The organism is Micromonospora sp. II (assembly GCF_001709195.1).
In the GTDB taxonomy this organism is placed as follows: Bacteria; Actinomycetota; Actinomycetes; order Mycobacteriales; family Micromonosporaceae; genus Micromonospora; species Micromonospora chalcea.
Map to the genome: position 1 here is coordinate 1 of NZ_LYXF01000003.1, position 17939 is coordinate 17939.

The window sequence follows — 17939 nt, forward strand, 5'->3', positions numbered from 1 at the left end:
ACACCCGCCAGCCGCAACCAGCCGAGCCACCTATCGCCACCCCTGCGCCAGCCGGCAGCAGGTAACCACCGCTCCATCAAAGCGGGGGGAACTCAAGGATCAGCTTCTCCGGGTACATGGCGGTGATCTGACCGCCCGGCTCGGGCAGCGCGTCGATGACCGACACGGAGAGCCCGCGGAATCCGGCGTAGTAGGCGGCGAAGAGCCCGGCGGGACCGGCCCCGATCACGGCGACATCGACCTCGCGCATGGCTCACCGTCACTTTCCGCTTCGGGATCAACCCTCGCTGATGCCGAAACGGTAGGCGGGCGGGTGGCCGCGGGCAAGCATGTCCCGGGGTCTGATCAACGCGCCGTCAGGGCAGCGTCATCCTCGGTGAGCCGAGGTGGTCGGCGTCGCCGGTGTCCCTGCGGCGGCGGAACAGGATCGCCGCCACGACGCCGCCGAGCAGCCCGAACAGGTGGCCCTGCCAGGAGACGCGCTCGTCGGTGGGGAGGATGCCGAGCAGCTGCCAGCCGTAGAGCAACCCGACGAGCAGGCCGACGGCGAAGTTCCACCAGCTCCGCTCGACGACGCCCCGGGTGAGCAGGATGCCGAGGTAGCCGAAGATGACGCCGCTGGCACCGACCACCACCGAGTTGGGTGAGCCGGTGAACCAGACGCCCAGGCCGCTGACCAGGATGATGACGGCGGTGGACCAGAGGAACCGGCGGGTGCCCGCGGCGAGCACGAACGTGCCCAGCAGGATCAGCGGGATGCTGTTGCTGTAGAGGTGGTTCCAGCCGGCGTGCAGGAACGGCGAGAAGAAGACACCGTCCAGGCCCTGGATCCGCTGCGGGATGATGCCGGCGGTGTAGTCGAGGCCGAGTCGCAGGCCGACGTCGAGCGCCTCGATGAGGAACAGCACCGGCACGACCGCGCACATGGCGACGAAGGCCCGGCCGAGCGCCGCGTAGAACGCATCGGTGCCGAACCGGTGAGGGTCGCCGCCGCGTGGGCTGTCAGGCCAGGTCACCTACCAAGAGCTATCAGTAAAAGTGGCGGGCCGCCAGTCGGGGCCGGGTACGACGACGGCGGGGCACCCGGTTCCGCCCGGGTGTCCCGCCGTCGTCACGACGTCAGTACCAGCCTGAACTCTGCGACTTCTGCCAGGCGCCGCACGGGGTGTCGTACCGGCCCTTGATGTAGCCGAGACCCCACGTGATCTGGGTCGCCGGGTTCGTCTTCCAGTCGTCCGCGACCGAGGCCATCTTGCTGCCCGGCACGGCCTGCGGGATGCCGTAGGCCCCGGAGGAGCTGTTGGACGCCTTCGGGTTCCAGCCGCTCTCCTTGGTCCAGAGCTTGTCCAGACACGGGAACTGGTCGATGCCGAAGCCCTTGTCGAGCATGACGGCGCAACCGATCTTCCGGTTGCCGCTGTACTCCGCGCACGAGGACGGGATCGGRCCGTCGTACGGCTTGATCTTCGTCTCGCTCTCCGCCGCCTCCCGTTCCTTCTTGCGGGTGGCGGCGGCCGCCTCGGCCTTCTTGGCCCGCTCGGCGGCCTCCTTCGCCGCCGCGGCGGCACGCAGCTTCGCCTGGTACTCGGCGGCACGCTGCCGGGACGAGTCCACGCGGTGGTCGGACAGCCGTTCGCGCTGGTACGCGTACTCCGCCTGGTCGACCTCCAGGCCGACCTGCGCGGTCAGGCCCTGCTGCTGGGTCTGGCGATCCTCGCCCAGATAGAAGCCGCCGGCCACGCCCACGGAGAGCAGTGCCACAGCGGCGGTGCGGGCGCCGAACCGGCTCCACAGCCGACTCACGAAGTTTCCCTTCGTCGGGGGCAGGGACGCGGCACGCGCGTGGCCTACCGGGCCGCGCCGAGGTGCCGCGAGCGCTCCGGTACCGGTGTGACTGCGGGGCGTACATGGCTCCCGAGTGGTCGGTGACGCTCGATGGACACCATTGCGCACAGTGAGGCCGGTGGGAAATGGCCGGGCCTAAAAGTGATCTGCGTCACCCTAAGAATCAGGACAAATTAGGGCAAAAGCGGCGGTCAGCCGGGGATGTCCTCCAGTAGATCGGTGACCATAGCGGCGATCGGAGAACGCTCCGATCGGCTGAGCGTGACGTGCGCGAAGAGGGGATGCCCCTTCAGCGCCTCGATCACCGCCGTCACCCCGTCGTGCCGGCCGACCCGCAGATTGTCCCGCTGCGCCACGTCGTGGGTGAGCACCACCCGCGACCCCTGACCGATCCGGGACAGCACGGTGAGCAGGACGCCCCGCTCCAGCGACTGCGCCTCGTCGACGATGACGAACGCGTCGTGCAGGCTCCGRCCGCGGATGTGGGTCAGCGGCAGCACCTCCAGCAGCCCGCGCGAGGTGACCTCCTCCAGCACGTTCTCGTGCACCACCGAGCTGAGCGTGTCGAAGACGGCCTGCGCCCACGGCGACATCTTCTCCGACTCCGACCCGGGCAGGTAGCCGAGTTCCTGGCCGCCGACCGCGTACAGCGGACGGAACACGATCACCTTCTTGTGCCGGCGCCGCTCCATCACCGCCTCCAGGCCGGCGCAGAGCGCCAGCGCGGACTTGCCGGTGCCGGCCCGGCCACCGAGCGAGACGATGCCGATCGACTCGTCCAGCAGCAGGTCGAGCGCGACCCGCTGCTCCGCCGAGCGGCCGTGCACGCCGAACGCCTCCCGGTCGCCCCGGACCAGCCGGACCGTCTTGTCCGGCAGCACCCGGCCCAGCGCCGAGCCGCGCCCCGAGTGCAGCACCAGACCGGTGTGGCAGGGCAGGCCCGCCGCGGCGTCGACGTCGAGCGTCTCGCCCGCGTACAGCCGGCCGATCTCCTCCTCGGACAGGTCCAGGTCGGCCATGCCGGTCCAGGTCGGATCGCTGGCCTGGCCGTGGCGGTACTCGTCGGCGCGCAGGCCGACCGAGGCCGCCTTCACCCGCAGCGGCATGTCCTTGCTGACGAGCGTGACCTCACGCCCCTCGGCGGCCAGGTTCAGCGCCACGGACAGGATGCGCGCGTCGTTCGACTCGTTGCGGAAGCCGGGCGGCAGCACCCCGTCGTCGGTGTGGTTCAGCTCCACCCGCAGCGTGCCGCCCTGCTCATTGGCGGGCACCGGCCGGTCCAGCCGGCCGTGCCGTACCCGCAGCTCGTCGAGCATGCGCAGCGACTGACGGGCGAACCAGCCCAGCTCGGGGTGGTGCCGCTTGCCCTCCAGTTCGGAGATGACCACCAGCGGCAGCACCACCTCGTGCTCGGCGAAGCGGTGGAACGCCGCCGGGTCGGAGAGGAGGACCGAGGTGTCCAGGACGAAGGCCGGGCCGGCTGGTCGGGGCTCCTCGGCCTCGACAGCGGCGCTGCGGCGGCTGCGGGTGGTCCGGCGGGTCTGGGCGGTCGAGGCCGGGGTCTGCTGCTCGGCTCCGGCGGGGGTACGGCGAGTGGTCACAGGCCTGCTCCGCGGATGGGCACCCGGCCACCCGAGTTCCGCCTCTTCCGGTGCCCGGAGGACACGGGGTCGGATGCGGGCCCCGTGTGCGAGGACGCAGGTCCGGGCTGTCCGGCTGGCCCGGGAAAACCCCGCGCCATGCCTAGACGCTAATCGCCGCGGGGCCGCGGGGCTAGAGGTGCGCGTGGATCATCGCGTGCCAGTCGCCGGACGTACACCTGTTCGGGTGACGGGCGGACCGGAACCGGCCGGGATGCATGCCCCCTGCGCGCATCCCGGCCGGTCGCCCACGGGCGGCACCGCGTCGCGGTGCGGGCCTCAGCCCGGCCGCCGCGCCAGCGTGCCGGCCCTCGGCCCGGCGCCGGCCGCGCCGAACGACGATCCGGTGTACGTGGTGCCCGCCCGCCCCACCGCGCCGAGCTGGGCGGTGGCGGTGACCCGGACGGCCGGGGCGGAGCCGGACCGCACGGCGACAGCGGCCGGTACGGCGGTGCCGGCGAACGGCACAGCCGAGCGCCCGGCCGACGTCACCACTGTCGCGCCGGGGGCGGACAGCGCCGAGGCGATCGCGGCCTGGGCATCTCGACGGCGGCGGTTCCAGGCGCCCCGGTCACCGTCGAAGTAGCCCTGCCGGTAGCCGAACCGGTAGCCGATGCGGTAGCTCAGCTGCCCGTGCAGGCGACCGGCCGCGTAGCAGGTGGAGCCGAGCACCAGGACGAGCACCACGGCGAGAAAAGGGGTCATCGCTCGTCCGTCCCGGGGAGTGGGTCGACCACCAGCAGGCGTTCCAGGTCGTCGGTGCTGACCTCCTCGACCAGCTCGACGCTGATCCGGCAGCCGTCGAGGATCACCTCGGCCACCGACGCCCGGCGGATCTCGCCGCCGGAGTCGTAGACCCGCACGCTCAGCTCGGGGCAGCCGAGGTGGGTACGCCAGGCGTCCCACTCCCCCCGGTCGCCGACGCTGAGCGAGAGATACCGGCACCCGCGGGCGAGATAGAGACGCCAGGGGGCGCTCAGCCCTGCGGACACGCCGTCCGCGATCAGCCCGAAGGCCTGGGCACGGGTCGCGAGCTCGGTCACGAGACCCCCTCGGCACCCGCGGAGTGACGCATGTGAGCACTCGTCGTCTCAAGCACGTGACACACCGTAAGTTGTCTCATGAGCGTGACAGTATCAGCTTTTCAGACCTTTGCCGCCGTACTCGTGTCCATCTATTCTGCCCAGGTGACACCCCTCAGGAGCAGCACTGGATCGTTTACCGGAAAACCGCGATCACCGTCACGTCAGCGTGACAGCAGCGTGCCGAGACCGCCCGACGGGACCGACTGGCCGTACCGTCACGGGGTGACCGAGACGGCCAACGCGCGGAAGATCGCCTTCGCCACCTTCGTCCGACGTGCGCTCGACGACGCGCGAGCGCTGCGGGCCTGGAGCGGCACCGAGGTCTCCCGGCGCACAGGCGTCTCCCGCCAGACCATCAACCGCTGGGTCCGCGGCGACTGGGCCAGCGACCCGGAGGCCGAGCGGGTGGTCGCCTTCTGCGAGGGCCTCGGGCTCGATCCGGCCGCCGCCTTCACCGCGCTCGGCTGGGACCGCGCCGCCGGCCCACGGGCCACGCCCATCCCACCTCCGATGGACCCGGACGTGGAGGCGCTGCTGCGCCGGCTGGTCGACCCGACCGTGTCGGACGCGGAGAAGTTCCACATTCGAGAAACCATTCGTTACCTCGCATATCGCCCGACACTGCCGGGCGGTGTCCGAAATAGGGGGAAACAGGCCGGGTAGTTCCTCAGATGGCGAAAGAACGGAAGGTCAGACCCGATCGTTTCGCCTCGGGGACGGATCGGACCCGCTAGCGTCCACGTTTGTACTGCTAGGGGCTCGTCATCGGCGGGGGGACGGGACACAGCCGAACCCAGCCCTGCGGGACAGAAGGAGGGGTCTGTCCATGACCCTGAAATGGTTGGCAGTCGTGGTCGCGGTGGTGTCGCTGACATCGTGCGTGACCGGCAACGTGGTGGTCGGCGTACTGGACGGCGGGCAGCTTCCCCTGGTCGTCAACCTCTTCGCGCTCACCACGGCCGGCACCGCGGTGATCCTCGCCGTCGTCGCCGAGCTGCACGATCGTCTCAACGACCGGGTCAGCGCGCTCACCGAGTTCCTGGTGGCGCGGCTGAACGAGATCGAGGCGCACACCGGCGACCGCAACACCGGCTTCGTGGAGGGCTACCTGCTCAGCCACGGGCAGGAGGCGGCAGTGGTGCCGTTCGGGCGCCGGGGACGGGGAGCCGCCGAACGCTGATCCCCACGACGTTCCCACGTCACATCTCGGCCACGAATACGCCGCCCGGCGCGGGGTACGCTGACGCGCGTGCCGCCGTTGAATCTGGGCAACCAGCAGCCGAAGACCCCGTTGAACGCGGAGCACGCCTGGCGTGCGACCGCCGATCGCGCACGGGACGTCGTTCTCTTCTTCGACTTCGACGGCACGTTGGCGCCGGTCGACGACGACCCCACGGCCGTCCGGCCCGCGCCCAACGTGCTCACCGCGCTGGAGGCGCTCGCCCCGCACGTGCGGCGGATCGCCATCGTCTCCGCCCGGCCGGTGGACTTCCTCCGCGACCACCTCGGCGGCCTCGCCGGAATCGACCTGTACGGGCTGTACGGCCTGGAGCACAGCCACTCCGGCGGTGAGACGGTCACCGAGCCGGCCGCTCTGCCGTGGGTGCCCACCATGTCCGAGCTGGCCGAGCAGGCCCGCGCCGAGCTGCCGCCGGGCGCGCTGGTCGAGTACAAGCGGCTCTCCGTCGCGCTGCACTGGCGTACCGCCCCGCAGCTCGGTGAGCTGGTGCAGGAGTGGGGCCGCGCCCAGGCCGAGCGGCTTGGCCTGCGCGCCCAGCCGGGCCGGATGGTGCTGGAACTCAAGCCCCCCGTCGACCGGGACAAGGGCATGGTGATCGGCGAGACGGTCCGGGACGCCGGCGGCGCCTGGTACTTCGGTGACGACGTCTCCGACATCAAGGCGTTCGCCGCGCTGCGCGCCCGCGCCGCCGCCGACCCCGGCTTCCTCGGGGTCTGCGTCGCCGTGGCCAACCCGGAGACCGGGCACGAGGTGGCCGACGCCGCCGACCTGACCCTGGACTCCCCCGCCGCCCTGGCCGAGTTCCTCACCGACGCCCTGCGCCACCTGACCTGACCCGCTTTTCCGCGTCGATCTTGCACTTGCCGCCCCGACAAACGGGGACGAAAGCCGCGCACGCGGGGCCGGAAGTGCAAGATCGACGGGGAGGCGGCGGTCAGGTGCCGAATCGGCGCTGGCGGGTGGCGTAGGAGCGCAGGGCACGCAGGAAGTCGACCTTGCGGAAGTCGGGCCAGTTCAGCTCGCAGAAGTAGAACTCCGAGTGCGCGCTCTGCCAGAGCATGAAACCGGAGAGTCGCTGCTCGCCACTGGTCCGGATGATCAGATCCGGGTCCGGCAGCCCCTTGGTGTAGAGGTGCTCGGAGATGTGGTCGACGTCGAGCGAGGTGGCCAGCTCCTCGAGCGTGCCGCCGTTCGCGGCGTGCTCCGCCAGCAGCGAGCGGACCGCGTCGGCGATCTCGCGCCGCCCGCCGTACCCGACCGCGATGTTGACCTGAGCCCCGCCGTCGCGGTCCCGGGTGCGTTCCTCGGCGGCCTTGAGCGCGGCGGCGTGCTGCGCCGGCAACACGTCGAGCGCGCCGACCATCCGCAGCCGCCAGGGGTTGCCCTCCTCGGCCAGCTCGGTGGTGAGGTCCTCGATGATCTGGAGCAGTGGGTCCAGCTCGGCGGCCGGGCGGGAGAGGTTGTCGGTGGAGAGCAGCCACAGCGTGACGTGCCCGACACCGGCCGCGTCGCACCAGCGGAGCAGCTCCTTGATCCGCTCGGCGCCCATCCGGTGGCCGTCGTTCGGGTCGACGAAGCCCATCTCCCGGGCCCATCTGCGGTTGCCGTCGCACATCACGCCGACATGCGCGGGTACGGGCTTGCCCGCGAGCTTCGCCGTCAGCCGGCGCTCGTACACGGAGTAGAGGAGTTTCCGCAGAGTCATCACCTTGCAGGGTAGCGACCCGTGAGAAAGATCAGTGTCTCGGTGGCGTATCAGCCGACGGCGAGCCGGTCCGGCGCGGTCGCGGCACGTCAGCGGCGATTGCCGCGAGCGTGCGGGCGTCCAGCCGCCCGTCGCCGAGCCCCAGCTCCACCACGGTGCGGTAGACCCGCTCGTCGCGCCCGGCCGCGCCGACCACCGCGTCGACCACCCAGCGCCGACGCGCCAGCCAGGCCGCCGCCGAGCTGTGCCGCAGGTGGGTGCCGAGCCGGGCGCCCAGCGCGGCGGCGTACCCCCGGGCGGCCTCGGCCGGACTGCCGGCCGCCGCCGCGCCGGCCAGCGCCCCCGAGCGCAGCGCGTAGAAGATGCCCTCGCCGGTGAACGGGTTGATCAGCGACAGCGCGTCCCCGGCCAGCACCACCCGGCCCCGCCCGGGCGCCGGCCGGTGGGTGGACAGCGGCAGGTGGTGCGCGCGCAGGCCGGTCACCGTGGCCGGGTCGACGCCGGGGAGCAGCGCGGCCATCCGGTCCAGCAGGTGCGCGCGGCTGAGCGGCTCGCCGCGCAGCACCTCCCCGTACCCGACGTTCGCGCGACCGTCACCGATCGGAAAGACCCAGGCGTACGCGGGCCAGCGCGCCGCCGAGGTGACGATGAGCTGTTCGGGCGGCCCCGGCGGGGCCGGCGCGTAGCCCCGGATGGCGAGCGCCAGGTGCCGGTCCGGGTTGACCGGGTGCCCGAGCGCGCGCCGGACCACCGAACCGGCGCCGTCCGCGCCGACCAGCGCCCGCGCGGACAGCTCACCGTCGAGCACCACCCGGTCGGGAGCGATCTCCACCCGGCGTACGGTGTGCCGCCGCAACTCGGCGCCGGCCGCCACCGCCGCCGCCACCAGGCGTGCGTCGAACACCTGGCGGGGCACCGTGTACGCGGGCCGGGGCAGCGTCCGGGCGACGGTGCCGCCACCGGGTGCTACCAGGCGCAGCGCGGGCAGGGGCGGGTAGCCGTCGACGGCCCCGGTCACGCCCAGCTCGTCGAGGACGTCCAGCGCGTGCGCGGCGATGCCGTCCCCGCACGCCTTGTCGCGGGGGAAGTCGGACCGGTCCAGCAGCAGCACCCGCGCCGCCCCGGCCCGTCGTGCGCCGAGCGCGGCGGCCGCTCCCGCCGGCCCCGCCCCCACCACCACGACGTCCCACACCCCCTCATCCTCCCCTGCCGGCCCCCACCCCGGGCATCAACGGGACCGGGTGGCCCGGTACAGCGACCAGACGCAGAGGGCTGCCGCCGTGACCAGCGGGGCGCCGTCGCGGATCAGGCCATCAGCGCCGAGCAGCCACCAGCACAGGGGCAGGTCGATCGCGAGGACGCCGAGGGTGACGGCCACCAGGCCCTTCCGCGCCCACGCCTTGTCGCGCAGCAGGAACGCGGTGCAGAACAGGACGGCGTAGCTGACCGCGATGCCGGCGCCGAACCAGAAGATCAATGCCGGTACGGCGGCGAGCCGCCCGTCCAGCACGGCGCCGGTCGCCACCAGCGCCGGCACCAGCATCAGCGGGCTGTAGGTGAACGCCGCGACCCGGGCGGTGAGCAGCCAGCCGTTCGCCTGCGGACGCTTCGGCGTCATCTCCCGCCAGGCGATCGTCCCGCCCTCGACGACCAGGCCCTTGCGGTGCCGGACCAGGTAGGCGCGGATCGCCTCGGAACGGTAGAGCAGCAGCACCACGGCGACGCAGAGCGCGGTGAGCACGGCGAACCCGATCAGGCCGGGCAGCGCGGGCACCCCCTGCCGGGGCACGATCAGCCGCCCGACCGCGAAGATCGTGGTCACCGCCAGGATCAGCCCGAACGGCCGGGCGCCCACCCGGCCCTTGTTCACCTGCCCGATCAGCAGCAGGAAGCCGAGCGATCGGAGCATCGCCCAGCCGGTGCGTACGGCCAGACCGAACTCCTGCTCCGGGGCGTACCAGTAGTTGAGCAGCTCGACCACGACGGTGGCCGCCGCGGTCACGGCGAGCAGCGTGGTCAGCGCCCGGACGGCGGACGGCCGCCGGACCTCGACAGGTTCAGCGGCCGTCCCCATGGCATCCGATGTTGCCCGGCGCGGGCAACAGGCACACCTGTTACTTCTGCGGCTCCGCGTCGAGGCGGGCGCGCAGCGCGTCCAGCTCGGCCCAGAGCACGCCGGGGAGCTTGTCCCCGAACTTCTCGAACCACTCGGTGACCAGCGGCAGCTCGTCGCGCCACTCGTCCGCGTCGACCTTCAGCGCGATCCGGACGTCCTCCGGGGTCATGTCCAGACCCTCGACGTCGAGCGCGTCCTGCGCCGGGACCATGCCGATCGGCGTCTCCACCGCCTCGGCCCGGCCCTCCAACCGCTCGATGACCCACTTGAGCACGCGGGAGTTCTCGCCGAAGCCCGGCCAGAGGAAGTTGCCCTCGGCGTCCTTGCGGAACCAGTTGACGTAGTAGATCTTGGGCAGCTTGGCCTCGTCGCCGTCCGCGCCCTTGCCCATCTCGATCCAGTGCCGGAAGTAGTCGCCGGCGTTGTAGCCGATGAACGGCAGCATGGCCATCGGGTCACGACGCACCACGCCGACCGCGCCGGAGGCGGCGGCGGTGGTCTCCGAGGAGAGCGTGGCGCCCATGTAGACGCCGTGCACCCAGTCGCGGGCCTCGGTGACCAGCGGGATGGTGTCCCGCCGACGGCCGCCGAACAGGATCGCGTCGATCGGCACGCCGTTCGGGTCGTAGTAGTCGTCGGCCAGGATCGGGCACTGGGTGATCGGGGTGCAGAATCGGCTGTTCGCGTGCGAGGAGAGGTTCTCGCTCTCCGGCGTCCAGTCGTTGCCCTTCCAGTCGATCAGGTGCGCCGGCGGCTCACCCATGCCCTCCCACCAGATGTCGCCGTCGTCGGTCAGCGCCACGTTGGTGAAGATGGAGTTGCCGCGGTCCAGCGTCCGCATGGCGTTGGCGTTGGTCTTCCAGTCGGTGCCAGGGGCGACACCGAACAGGCCGTACTCCGGGTTGATCGCGTAGAGGCGGCCGTCCTGGCCGAACCGCATCCAGGCGATGTCGTCGCCGATGGTCTCGACCTTCCAGCCCGGGATGGTCGGCTCCAGCATGGCGAGGTTGGTCTTGCCACAGGCGGACGGGAAGGCGCCGGCGATGTGGTAGACCTTGCCCTCCGGCGAGGTGATCTTGAGGATCAGCATGTGCTCGGCCAGCCAGCCCTCGTCGCGCCCCATCACGCTGGCGATACGCAGCGAGTAGCACTTCTTGCCCAGCAGCGAGTTGCCGCCGTAGCCGGAGCCGAAGGACCAGATCTCCCGGGTCTCCGGGAAGTGCGAGATGTACTTCGTCTCGTTGCACGGCCAGGCCACGTCCTGCTGACCCGGGGCCAGCGGCGCGCCGATCGAGTGCAGCGCGTGCACGAAGTCGGCGTCGTCGCCCATCGCCTCCAGGATCGCCGACCCCATCCGGGTCATGATCCGCATGGAGGCGACCACGTACGGGCTGTCGGTGATCTCCACGCCGAACATGGGGTTCTCGGCCTCGATCGGACCCATGCAGAACGGGATGACGTACATGGTGCGCCCGCGCATGCTGCCGCGGTACAGCTCCGTCATCGTCCGCTTCATCTCGGCCGGCGCCATCCAGTTGTTGGTGGGGCCGGCGTCCGCCTCGTCGACGGAGCAGATGAAGGTGCGCTCCTCCACCCGGGCGACGTCCGTGGGGTCGGTACGCGCGTAGAACGAGTTGGGCTTCTTCTCGGGATTCAGCCGGATGAGGGTGCCGTTTGAGACGAGCTCGTCGGTGAGGCGGCGCCACTCCTCATCAGACCCGTCCACCCAGACCACGCGGTCGGGGGTGGTCAGTTCCGCGACCTCACGTACCCAGGCCAGCAGCTTGGGGTGGGACGTCGGGGCCTGATCGATACCCCGAACAGCAGCCGGAGCAACCATGTCACTTCTCCTTGTGGTCGACGCTGACCGATCTATGGGGTGCACGAGTTCTGGCGGGCAAGTACGCCGCCTCGTGGAAACCTGGGATTGGGCTCAGCGTAAACCGGACTGCCTCGCCAGTCAGTGGGACTGGTTGTGAAGAACTGCACAAGGTACGGCCACGCTGCGGCTTCACGATCTGATACCCGCTTTCGCGCGCAGTTTCACGCAAATCCTGCGGTGAACCTTCGACGGCCCGCTCCGTCCCCGGAGTGACCGCGACGCCCGATCGCGGGGAAGCGTACGAACATGTCGTGAAAGACGATTCCGTGATGGGCTCCACAGATTCACACAGCGGGTTACCCTCTGCTCACGGACATCGAGAACGGGCGACAGATCCCCGACCCGGGCGGCCCGGCCGCGAGGGCCACGACGAAGCCGTCGTGGCCGACTCGCCGTTGCGGTCCGCCCGTGTACCCCACAACCGGTACTCTCGGCGGGTGGCCGCGACGATGACCGGGGACCAACCGGGGGCTCCGCAGACCCGTCGGGGTCCGATCGGAGCACTACTCGACCGTTTCGGTCACCTGATCCACGAGTTGAGCAAGTTCGCCACCGTCGGCGGCTTCGCCTTCGTGGTCGACTTCGTCCTCTTCAACTTCCTGTCCAGCGGCCGGGACATGCCGCCGCTCGCCGCGAAGACCATCTCCACGGTGATCGCGGCGACCGTCGCCTTCCTCGGCAACCGGTTCTGGACCTGGCGGCACCGGCAGCGCTCCAACCCGGCCCGGGAGTACGCGCTGTTCTTCTTCTTCAACGCGGTCGGCCTCGGTATCGCGGTGGCAAGTCTCGCGGTCAGCCACTACGGGCTGGGCGCGGTCTGGCCGGCGGTGTTCCAGACCCCACTGGCCGACAACATCGCCAGCTTCATCGTCGGCACCGGCCTCGGGACGCTCTTCCGGTTCTGGTCGTACCGACGGTTCGTCTTCGTCGACGCGGGAACACCACCCGTTCCGGCAACGAGCCACGACCGAGAGTCCGGGGCGTGACGAACCGCCCATCCCGACCCGCCGGGCCGAGCCGGCCCAGCCCACTGCCTAAGGTGTTCCGCATGCCTGGAGTCCGTCTGCTGCCCGAGCGCTGGCAGAAGTTCATCCACGAGGCGCTCAAATTCGGCATCGTCGGCGGCATCAACACCGTCATCAATTACGCGGTGTTCAATGCCCTGGCACTCACGGTTTTCCGCGACGGTCAGCTGAAAGCGACTGTGATCGCGACGATTGTCGCCACGATCACGTCGTATCTGATGAATCGTCACTGGACGTACCGGGATCGGCCGAAATCGGCACTCCGGCGGGAATACGTCCTGTTCTTCCTTTTCAACGGCGCCGGCCTGGTCATCGAACTCGGCGTCCTGGCCCTGGCCAAGTACGGCCTCGGCGTACACGGACTGCTGGCGCTGAACGTCGCCAAGACCATCGGTGTCCTGCTGGCGACGCTGTTCCGCTTCTGGTCCTACCGCACGTTCGTCTTCCAGCCGGTGCCCAAGCACGCCGAGGAGACCTGGCACTCGGTGCCGCGTGACGAGTGGGACAACGTCGCCGAGATGGACCCGGTGGCCGAGCTGGCCGAGTCGGTGAGCGAGCTGGAGGAGGAGGAACCTCCCCCGGGCGCCGGGCGACCCGACTACGCGCCACCCCGGGGCCGTCCGGCACCTGCTGACGCCGGGCTCGGCGGCGCGCTCGGCGCCGACCTGGACGCCGAATTCGCCGCCGAACTCCAGCCCCGCCGCGCGCGCCGCTGACCGACGAAGAGGGCCGGCACCTCCGCTTCCGGGGGTGCCGGCCCTCTTCGGTCGGCGGCGCGGTCAGGGCTGGTCGCGCAGGGACTTGCCCTCGGCCATGTCGGCGAGGATCTCGCGCATCTCGTCGTCGCCCAGGCTGTGCTTGTCGTGGTGCGCCTCGACCAGCTCGTACAGCTTCGTCTGCACCCGGTCCACGCCCGGCACGTCGTGCAGCACCGACTGGCCGCGCTCACCCGCCGACTCGATGGTCAGCGTGCCGCAGCCGAGCAGCCGCTCCACGAAGCGCTGGTTCATGGCGTGGTCGTTGATCCGGGTCAACGGCAGGTCCCGCCGGTTGCGCGACAGCACCCCCTGCTGGAGCAGCACGCGTTCGTTTGTGAACAGGTAGTGCGTGGTGCGCCAGACCAGGAACGGCCACAGAGCCAGCCACAGCACCAGCGCCAGGGCGACCACCGCGAGGGCGTAGAGCGCGATGGTGCCGCCGCTGCCGTCGGGCAGCAGAATCCAACCGGCGACGACCGCCGCGACGGCGAGCACGAGCACCAGGACCGGCCGGATCAGGGCCTTCCAGTGCGGGTGCAGGTGCAACACGACGTGCTCGTCCTCGGTGAGCACGTCTTCGGGGAACGCCACGGGGGAACCTCCTCGCAGAACAGGACGCGCTGACCGTAACCGGTCGGCGCATCCCGTCGGCATCGGCCGCGCGGGCGGCTGCCCGTGGTTGTTAAGAGGGGGCCCTTCCTTTCACCGCAGGTGCAGCACGTCTCCCGCGGCCAGCCGCAGCGTCTCGGCATTCGTCTCCACCAGGAGCTGCCCGTCGGCGTCCACCCCGGTCGCGGTGCCGTGCGCCTCGCTGCCGTCGGGCAGCAACACCCGCACCTGGCGACCGATGGTGGCGCACCCGGCCAGGTACGCCTCGCGCAGCCCACTGGCCTCCGCATCGCCTCCGGCGTCACGCCAGCGCTCGTACCAGTCGGCGAGCGAGCGCAGCAGCGCCCGCAGCAGCGGGTCCCGGTCGGTGGCGGTGGCGCCGGCGAGCTGGAGCGAGGTGGCGGGCAGCCCGGTCGGGTTCTCCGGCAGCTCGTCGGCGCGCAGCGTCACGTTCAGCCCCACACCGACCACGATCGCGGGCGGCCTGTCGTTCTCCCCCGGCACCGCCTCGGCCAGCACGCCGGCGCACTTCGCGCCGTCCACCAGCAGGTCGTTGGGCCACTTCAGCCGCGCGTCCAGCTCGGCCAGCAGGCGTACCGCCTCGACCAGCGCGACACCGGCGAGCAGCGGCAGCCACCCGTACCCGGTGACCGGCACCGGCGCCCAGCCGCGCTCGGGGACCGCCTCGCCGGGCCGCAGCAGCACGCTCGTGGCGAGACCGGCGCGCGGCGGCGACTGCCAGACACGGCCCCGACGGCCCCGGCCGGAGGTCTGCCGCTCGGCGACCACCACCAGACCCTCCGGCTCGCCGCCCCGCGCCGCGGCCACCGTGTCGGCGTTCGTCGAGCCGGTCTCGGCCAGCAACTCCAAGCGTCGCCAGGGCCCGTTCGGCGCGACCAGCGCGCGCCGCAGCCGGGCCGCGGAGAGCGGCGGTCGGTCCAGATCCGTGTACGGCGAGCCGGGCATCACGCCAGCCTACGGCCCGGATGAGGCGTACTGCACAGCCTCAGACACCTGAACCATCGTTATATTCCACGGGTGACTACCGAGACCGGGTTCAACATCCACACGACCGCCGGCAAGCTGGCGGACCTGGAGCGACGGCTCGACGAGGCGGTGCACGCCGGGTCGGCACGCGCGGTCGAGAAGCAGCACGCGCGGGGCAAGAAGACCGCCCGCGAGCGGATCGAGATGCTCCTCGACGAGGGATCGTTCGTCGAGCTGGACGAGTTCGCCCGGCACCGCTCGACCAACTTCGGGCTGGAGAAGACCCGCCCGTACGGGGACGGCGTGGTGACCGGCTACGGCACCGTGGACGGCCGGCAGGTCTGCGTCTTCTCGCAGGACTTCACCGTCTTCGGCGGCTCCCTCGGCGAGGTCTTCGGCGAGAAGATCGTCAAGCTGATGGACCTCGCGATGAAGATCGGCTGCCCGGTCGTCGGCATCAACGACTCCGGCGGCGCGCGGATCCAGGAGGGCGTCACGTCCCTCGGGCTCTACGGCGAGATCTTCTTCCGCAACGTGCGGGCCAGCGGCGTCATCCCGCAGATCTCGCTGATCATGGGCCCGTGCGCGGGCGGCGCCGTCTACTCCCCGGCGGTCACCGACTTCACCGTCATGGTCGACCAGACCTCGCACATGTTCATCACCGGCCCCGACGTGATCAAGACGGTCACCGGCGAGGACGTCGGCATGGAGGAGCTGGGCGGCGCCCGTACCCACAACACCCGCAGCGGCAACGCGCACTACCTCGGCACCGACGAGGAGGACGCGATCGAGTACGTCAAGGCGCTGCTGTCGTACCTGCCGTCGAACAACCTGGACGAGCCGCCGGTGTTCGACGCGCCCGCGATCCTCGACGTCACGGATGAGGACCGGGAGCTGGACACGCTGATCCCGGACTCGGCCAACCAGCCGTACGACATGCACCGGGTCATCGAGCACGTGCTCGACGACGGCGAGTTCCTCGAGGTGCAGCCGCTGTACGCGCAGAACATGGTGGTCGGTTTCGGTCGCGTCGAGGGGCGCCCGGTGGGCGTGGTGGCGAACCAGCCGATGCAGTTCGCCGGCACGCTCGACATCGCCGCGTCGGAGAAGGCGGCCCGGTTCGTACGCACCTGCGACGCGTTCAACATCCCGGTGCTCACCTTCGTGGACGTGCCCGGCTTCCTGCCCGGCACCGGCCAGGAGTGGGACGGCATCATCCGGCGCGGCGCGAAGCTCATCTACGCGTACGCCGAGGCCACCGTCCCGAAGGTCACAGTCATCACCCGCAAGGCGTACGGCGGCGCGTACGACGTGATGGGCTCCAAGCACCTCGGCGCCGACCTGAACTTCGCCTGGCCGACCGCGCAGATCGCGGTGATGGGCGCGCAGGGCGCGGTGAACATCCTCTACCGCTCGGAGCTGGCGAACGCCGAGGACCCGGCCGCGGTCCGGGCCGAGAAGATCGCCGAGTACGAGGACACGCTCGCCAACCCGTACATCGCCGCCGAGCGCGGCTACGTGGACGGCGTGATCCCGCCGCACGAGACGCGTACCCAGATCGTGCGGGCGCTGCGGGTGCTGCGGACCAAGCGCGAGACGCTGCCGCCGAAGAAGCACGGCAACATCCCGCTGTAGTACGTCGGGTGCCCCCGCCGCCTCGGTGGCGGGGGCACCGGCGTCAGCAGCCCGGGTTCGTGGCGCGGCACAGCCGCTCGGCCGCGACCCGGGCCAGGTCCCGCAGTGTCACCTCGTCGCCGCCCGGTCCGGTGCTCAGCACCGTGACGAGGTCACCGACCCGCACCACCACCTGCTCCTTCGGCGGGGTCCCGTCACCGAGCCGCGCCCCGGTGTCCAGCCGCCGGCCCTGCCCGACGGCGTGCCGCACGAGCACCGACTCGTCGCCGGCGAAGCCGCTGTCGACCGTCTGCCAGGAGTGGACGACCTCCGCCTGGACCCGCTTGCCCTTCAACTCCACCGGGCCGGTGAACCGCCACGTGCGGCAGGGCGCGAGCAGCGCGGGCAGCTCGTCGAAGAGCCGCTCGCCGTCCTGCGGCGCCAGCCGGTGCACATCCTGCAGGACCACCGCCTGCGGGGCCGACTGGTCACCGGCGCCCGGCCGCTTCCGCAGGAGGGTCACCGACCGCGAGTAGCGGGACTTCACCCACTCCGTCCGCAGGCCCTGCTCCTGCCGGCAGACCTCCAGCATCTTGTCCAGCTGGATCTCCTCGTCGAGGCCGGAGTCGTTCCACGGCGTGGTGCCGGCCGGCCGCACGTCGGACGGTTGCAGCAGCGCCTCGGCGGGCACCTCCGTGGCGCTCCACGGTGTCGCCGACGGATTGGCGGCGACCGGGGCCCGCGCTGGTGAGGCGGCACGCCCGGAGGCCACGAACGCGGCCCCGGAGGTGAGTGCGAGCACCGCCACCGCCGCGGCGGCCACCGTGCGGCGGCTGCGGCGCCGGGCACGTGCCCGCAGCTCGGCCGGTTCCGCCCAGCGGACGTTGCGCAGGTCCCGCTGCATCACGTCGATGAACGCCAGGTCGTCGTCACGCATCGGCGGGCTCCTCCAGATCCACTACCGCGAGCAGTTCGGCCAGGGCGGCTCGGCCCCGGGACAGCCGGGCCTTGACGGTGCCGACCGGGGCCTCGGTCTCCCGGGCCACCTCGGCGACCGGCATGCCGAGCAGGTAGTACAGCGCGAGAGCGACGCGTTGTTCCTCGGGCAGCCGCCGCAACGCGGCCACCACCTCGACCGTGTCGGTGCTCGGCGCCGGCATGCTCTCCTCGGCGCCATGGCGCAGATAGGCACGCGCCCGGCTGCGCAGGCTGCGCCAGCGGCTCACCGCGATCCGGCTCGCCACCACCCGCACCCATGCCTCCGGGTCGTCGTATCCGCGCACTGTGGACCACCGCTGCCAGGCCCGGATGTACGCCTCCTGCACGGCGTCCTGCGCCTCGGCGAGGTCGCCGGTGAGCACGTAGACGAAGCCGAGCAGCCGCTGTCGGCTGCCCCGGTAGAACTCGTCGAATCCGTCGACGTCCGGCACCTG

Annotated in this window: 19 protein-coding genes and 1 pseudogene; 6 read left to right on the plus strand and 14 right to left on the minus strand. The window is 71.3% G+C overall.

What is annotated here, in order from left to right:
• Window positions 1-97: 97 nt before the first annotated feature.
• The 6 genes and pseudogenes from A8711_RS31260 to A8711_RS00050 all read right to left on the minus strand — a co-directional run.
• Window positions 98-250 (minus strand): annotated as a pseudogene (locus tag A8711_RS31260) (FAD-dependent oxidoreductase); the annotation flags it as partial.
• A gap of 106 nt (window positions 251-356) precedes the next feature.
• A complete protein-coding gene (locus A8711_RS00030; protein WP_064447660.1) occupies window positions 357-1016 on the minus strand; it encodes a rhomboid family intramembrane serine protease in 660 nt (219 codons plus the stop codon).
• Window positions 1017-1119: 103 nt separating this feature from the next.
• Window positions 1120-1803, minus strand: coding sequence for a transglycosylase SLT domain-containing protein (locus A8711_RS00035; protein ID WP_043326625.1), 684 nt, complete (start codon window positions 1801-1803; stop codon window positions 1120-1122).
• Window positions 1804-2036: 233 nt separating this feature from the next.
• Entirely contained in the window at window positions 2037-3446 is a 1410-nt protein-coding gene (locus tag A8711_RS00040) for a PhoH family protein (protein WP_069087133.1), read from the minus strand.
• Window positions 3447-3764: 318 nt separating this feature from the next.
• Window positions 3765-4190 (minus strand): hypothetical protein, encoded by a 426-nt coding sequence (locus A8711_RS00045; RefSeq protein ID WP_064447659.1) that lies wholly within the window; start codon window positions 4188-4190, stop codon window positions 3765-3767.
• Window positions 4187-4528 (minus strand): hypothetical protein, encoded by a 342-nt coding sequence (locus A8711_RS00050; RefSeq protein WP_064447658.1) that lies wholly within the window; start codon window positions 4526-4528, stop codon window positions 4187-4189. The genes A8711_RS00045 and A8711_RS00050 overlap by 4 nt, the downstream gene beginning before the upstream one ends.
• Window positions 4529-4792: 264 nt before the next feature.
• On the opposite strand from A8711_RS00050, the gene A8711_RS00055 reads away from it, so the two are divergent.
• From A8711_RS00055 to otsB, 3 genes are all read left to right on the plus strand, one after another.
• Window positions 4793-5233, plus strand: coding sequence for a helix-turn-helix transcriptional regulator (locus tag A8711_RS00055; protein ID WP_069087134.1), 441 nt, complete (start codon window positions 4793-4795; stop codon window positions 5231-5233).
• A gap of 163 nt (window positions 5234-5396) precedes the next feature.
• On the plus strand, window positions 5397-5750 hold the full coding sequence (locus tag A8711_RS00060; protein ID WP_013284062.1) for a hypothetical protein: 354 nt from the start codon (window positions 5397-5399) through the stop codon (window positions 5748-5750).
• 69 nt (window positions 5751-5819) lie between these two features.
• Window positions 5820-6644, plus strand: a complete 825-nt coding sequence (gene otsB, locus A8711_RS00065) for a trehalose-phosphatase (protein WP_043326635.1) — start codon at window positions 5820-5822, stop codon at window positions 6642-6644.
• Between the two features lie 100 nt (window positions 6645-6744).
• Here the strand turns inward: otsB and A8711_RS00070 are convergent, their stop codons facing one another.
• From A8711_RS00070 to A8711_RS00085, 4 genes are read right to left on the minus strand one after another with little or no spacing between them, the layout of a single operon-like run.
• Entirely contained in the window at window positions 6745-7515 is a 771-nt protein-coding gene (locus A8711_RS00070) for an isoprenyl transferase (RefSeq protein ID WP_043326637.1), read from the minus strand.
• A 31-nt stretch (window positions 7516-7546) separates the two neighbouring features.
• Complete coding sequence (locus A8711_RS00075; protein WP_069087135.1) at window positions 7547-8707, minus strand: geranylgeranyl reductase family protein; 1161 nt, start codon at window positions 8705-8707, stop codon at window positions 7547-7549.
• A gap of 36 nt (window positions 8708-8743) precedes the next feature.
• Window positions 8744-9589, minus strand: coding sequence for a hypothetical protein (locus tag A8711_RS00080; protein WP_069087136.1), 846 nt, complete (start codon window positions 9587-9589; stop codon window positions 8744-8746).
• A 40-nt stretch (window positions 9590-9629) separates the two neighbouring features.
• The gene (locus A8711_RS00085; protein WP_043326644.1) at window positions 9630-11471 is read right to left on the minus strand and encodes a phosphoenolpyruvate carboxykinase (GTP); all 1842 of its coding nucleotides are present in this window, start codon (window positions 11469-11471) and stop codon (window positions 9630-9632) included.
• A 491-nt stretch (window positions 11472-11962) separates the two neighbouring features.
• Between A8711_RS00085 and A8711_RS00090 the strand changes: the two genes are divergently transcribed.
• Window positions 11963-12499 carry a GtrA family protein gene (locus A8711_RS00090; protein WP_043330644.1) on the plus strand — a complete coding sequence of 179 codons (537 nt, stop codon included), beginning with the start codon at window positions 11963-11965 and terminating at the stop codon, window positions 12497-12499.
• A 62-nt stretch (window positions 12500-12561) separates the two neighbouring features.
• Window positions 12562-13254, plus strand: a complete 693-nt coding sequence (locus tag A8711_RS00095) for a GtrA family protein (RefSeq protein ID WP_043326646.1) — start codon at window positions 12562-12564, stop codon at window positions 13252-13254.
• Between the two features lie 63 nt (window positions 13255-13317).
• On the opposite strand, the gene A8711_RS00100 is transcribed toward A8711_RS00095, so the two are convergent.
• The gene (locus tag A8711_RS00100) at window positions 13318-13887 is read right to left on the minus strand and encodes a PH domain-containing protein (RefSeq protein WP_043326648.1); all 570 of its coding nucleotides are present in this window, start codon (window positions 13885-13887) and stop codon (window positions 13318-13320) included.
• A 111-nt stretch (window positions 13888-13998) separates the two neighbouring features.
• Entirely contained in the window at window positions 13999-14871 is an 873-nt protein-coding gene (locus A8711_RS00105; protein WP_043330645.1) for a biotin--[acetyl-CoA-carboxylase] ligase, read from the minus strand.
• Between the two features lie 72 nt (window positions 14872-14943).
• Between A8711_RS00105 and A8711_RS00110 the strand changes: the two genes are divergently transcribed.
• Complete coding sequence (locus tag A8711_RS00110) at window positions 14944-16527, plus strand: acyl-CoA carboxylase subunit beta (RefSeq protein WP_069087137.1); 1584 nt, start codon at window positions 14944-14946, stop codon at window positions 16525-16527.
• A gap of 43 nt (window positions 16528-16570) precedes the next feature.
• Here A8711_RS00110 and A8711_RS00115 read toward each other — a convergent pair whose 3' ends face one another.
• Together A8711_RS00115 and A8711_RS00120 are read right to left on the minus strand one after the other, a co-directional pair.
• Window positions 16571-17443, minus strand: coding sequence for a hypothetical protein (locus A8711_RS00115; protein WP_069087138.1), 873 nt, complete (start codon window positions 17441-17443; stop codon window positions 16571-16573).
• Window positions 17436-17936, minus strand: coding sequence for a SigE family RNA polymerase sigma factor (locus tag A8711_RS00120; protein ID WP_043326656.1), 501 nt, complete (start codon window positions 17934-17936; stop codon window positions 17436-17438). Before A8711_RS00120 ends, A8711_RS00115 begins: the two co-directional genes overlap by 8 nt.
• Window positions 17937-17939: the final 3 nt, after the last annotated feature.

Bases quoted from the DNA above. Each gene is read 5' to 3' on its own strand.
- A8711_RS00045 (WP_064447659.1), bottom strand. From the start codon at position 4,190: ATGACCCCTTTTCTCGCCGTGGTGCTCGTCCTGGTGCTCGGCTCCACC.
- A8711_RS00060 (WP_013284062.1), top strand. From the start codon at position 5,397: ATGACCCTGAAATGGTTGGCAGTCGTGGTCGCGGTGGTGTCGCTGACA.
- A8711_RS00070 (WP_043326637.1), bottom strand. From the start codon at position 7,515: ATGACTCTGCGGAAACTCCTCTACTCCGTGTACGAGCGCCGGCTGACG.
- A8711_RS00080 (WP_069087136.1), bottom strand. From the start codon at position 9,589: ATGGGGACGGCCGCTGAACCTGTCGAGGTCCGGCGGCCGTCCGCCGTC.
- A8711_RS00085 (WP_043326644.1), bottom strand. From the start codon at position 11,471: ATGGTTGCTCCGGCTGCTGTTCGGGGTATCGATCAGGCCCCGACGTCC.
- A8711_RS00090 (WP_043330644.1), top strand. From the start codon at position 11,963: ATGACCGGGGACCAACCGGGGGCTCCGCAGACCCGTCGGGGTCCGATC.
- A8711_RS00095 (WP_043326646.1), top strand. From the start codon at position 12,562: ATGCCTGGAGTCCGTCTGCTGCCCGAGCGCTGGCAGAAGTTCATCCAC.
- A8711_RS00105 (WP_043330645.1), bottom strand. From the start codon at position 14,871: ATGCCCGGCTCGCCGTACACGGATCTGGACCGACCGCCGCTCTCCGCG.
- A8711_RS00115 (WP_069087138.1), bottom strand. From the start codon at position 17,443: ATGCGTGACGACGACCTGGCGTTCATCGACGTGATGCAGCGGGACCTG.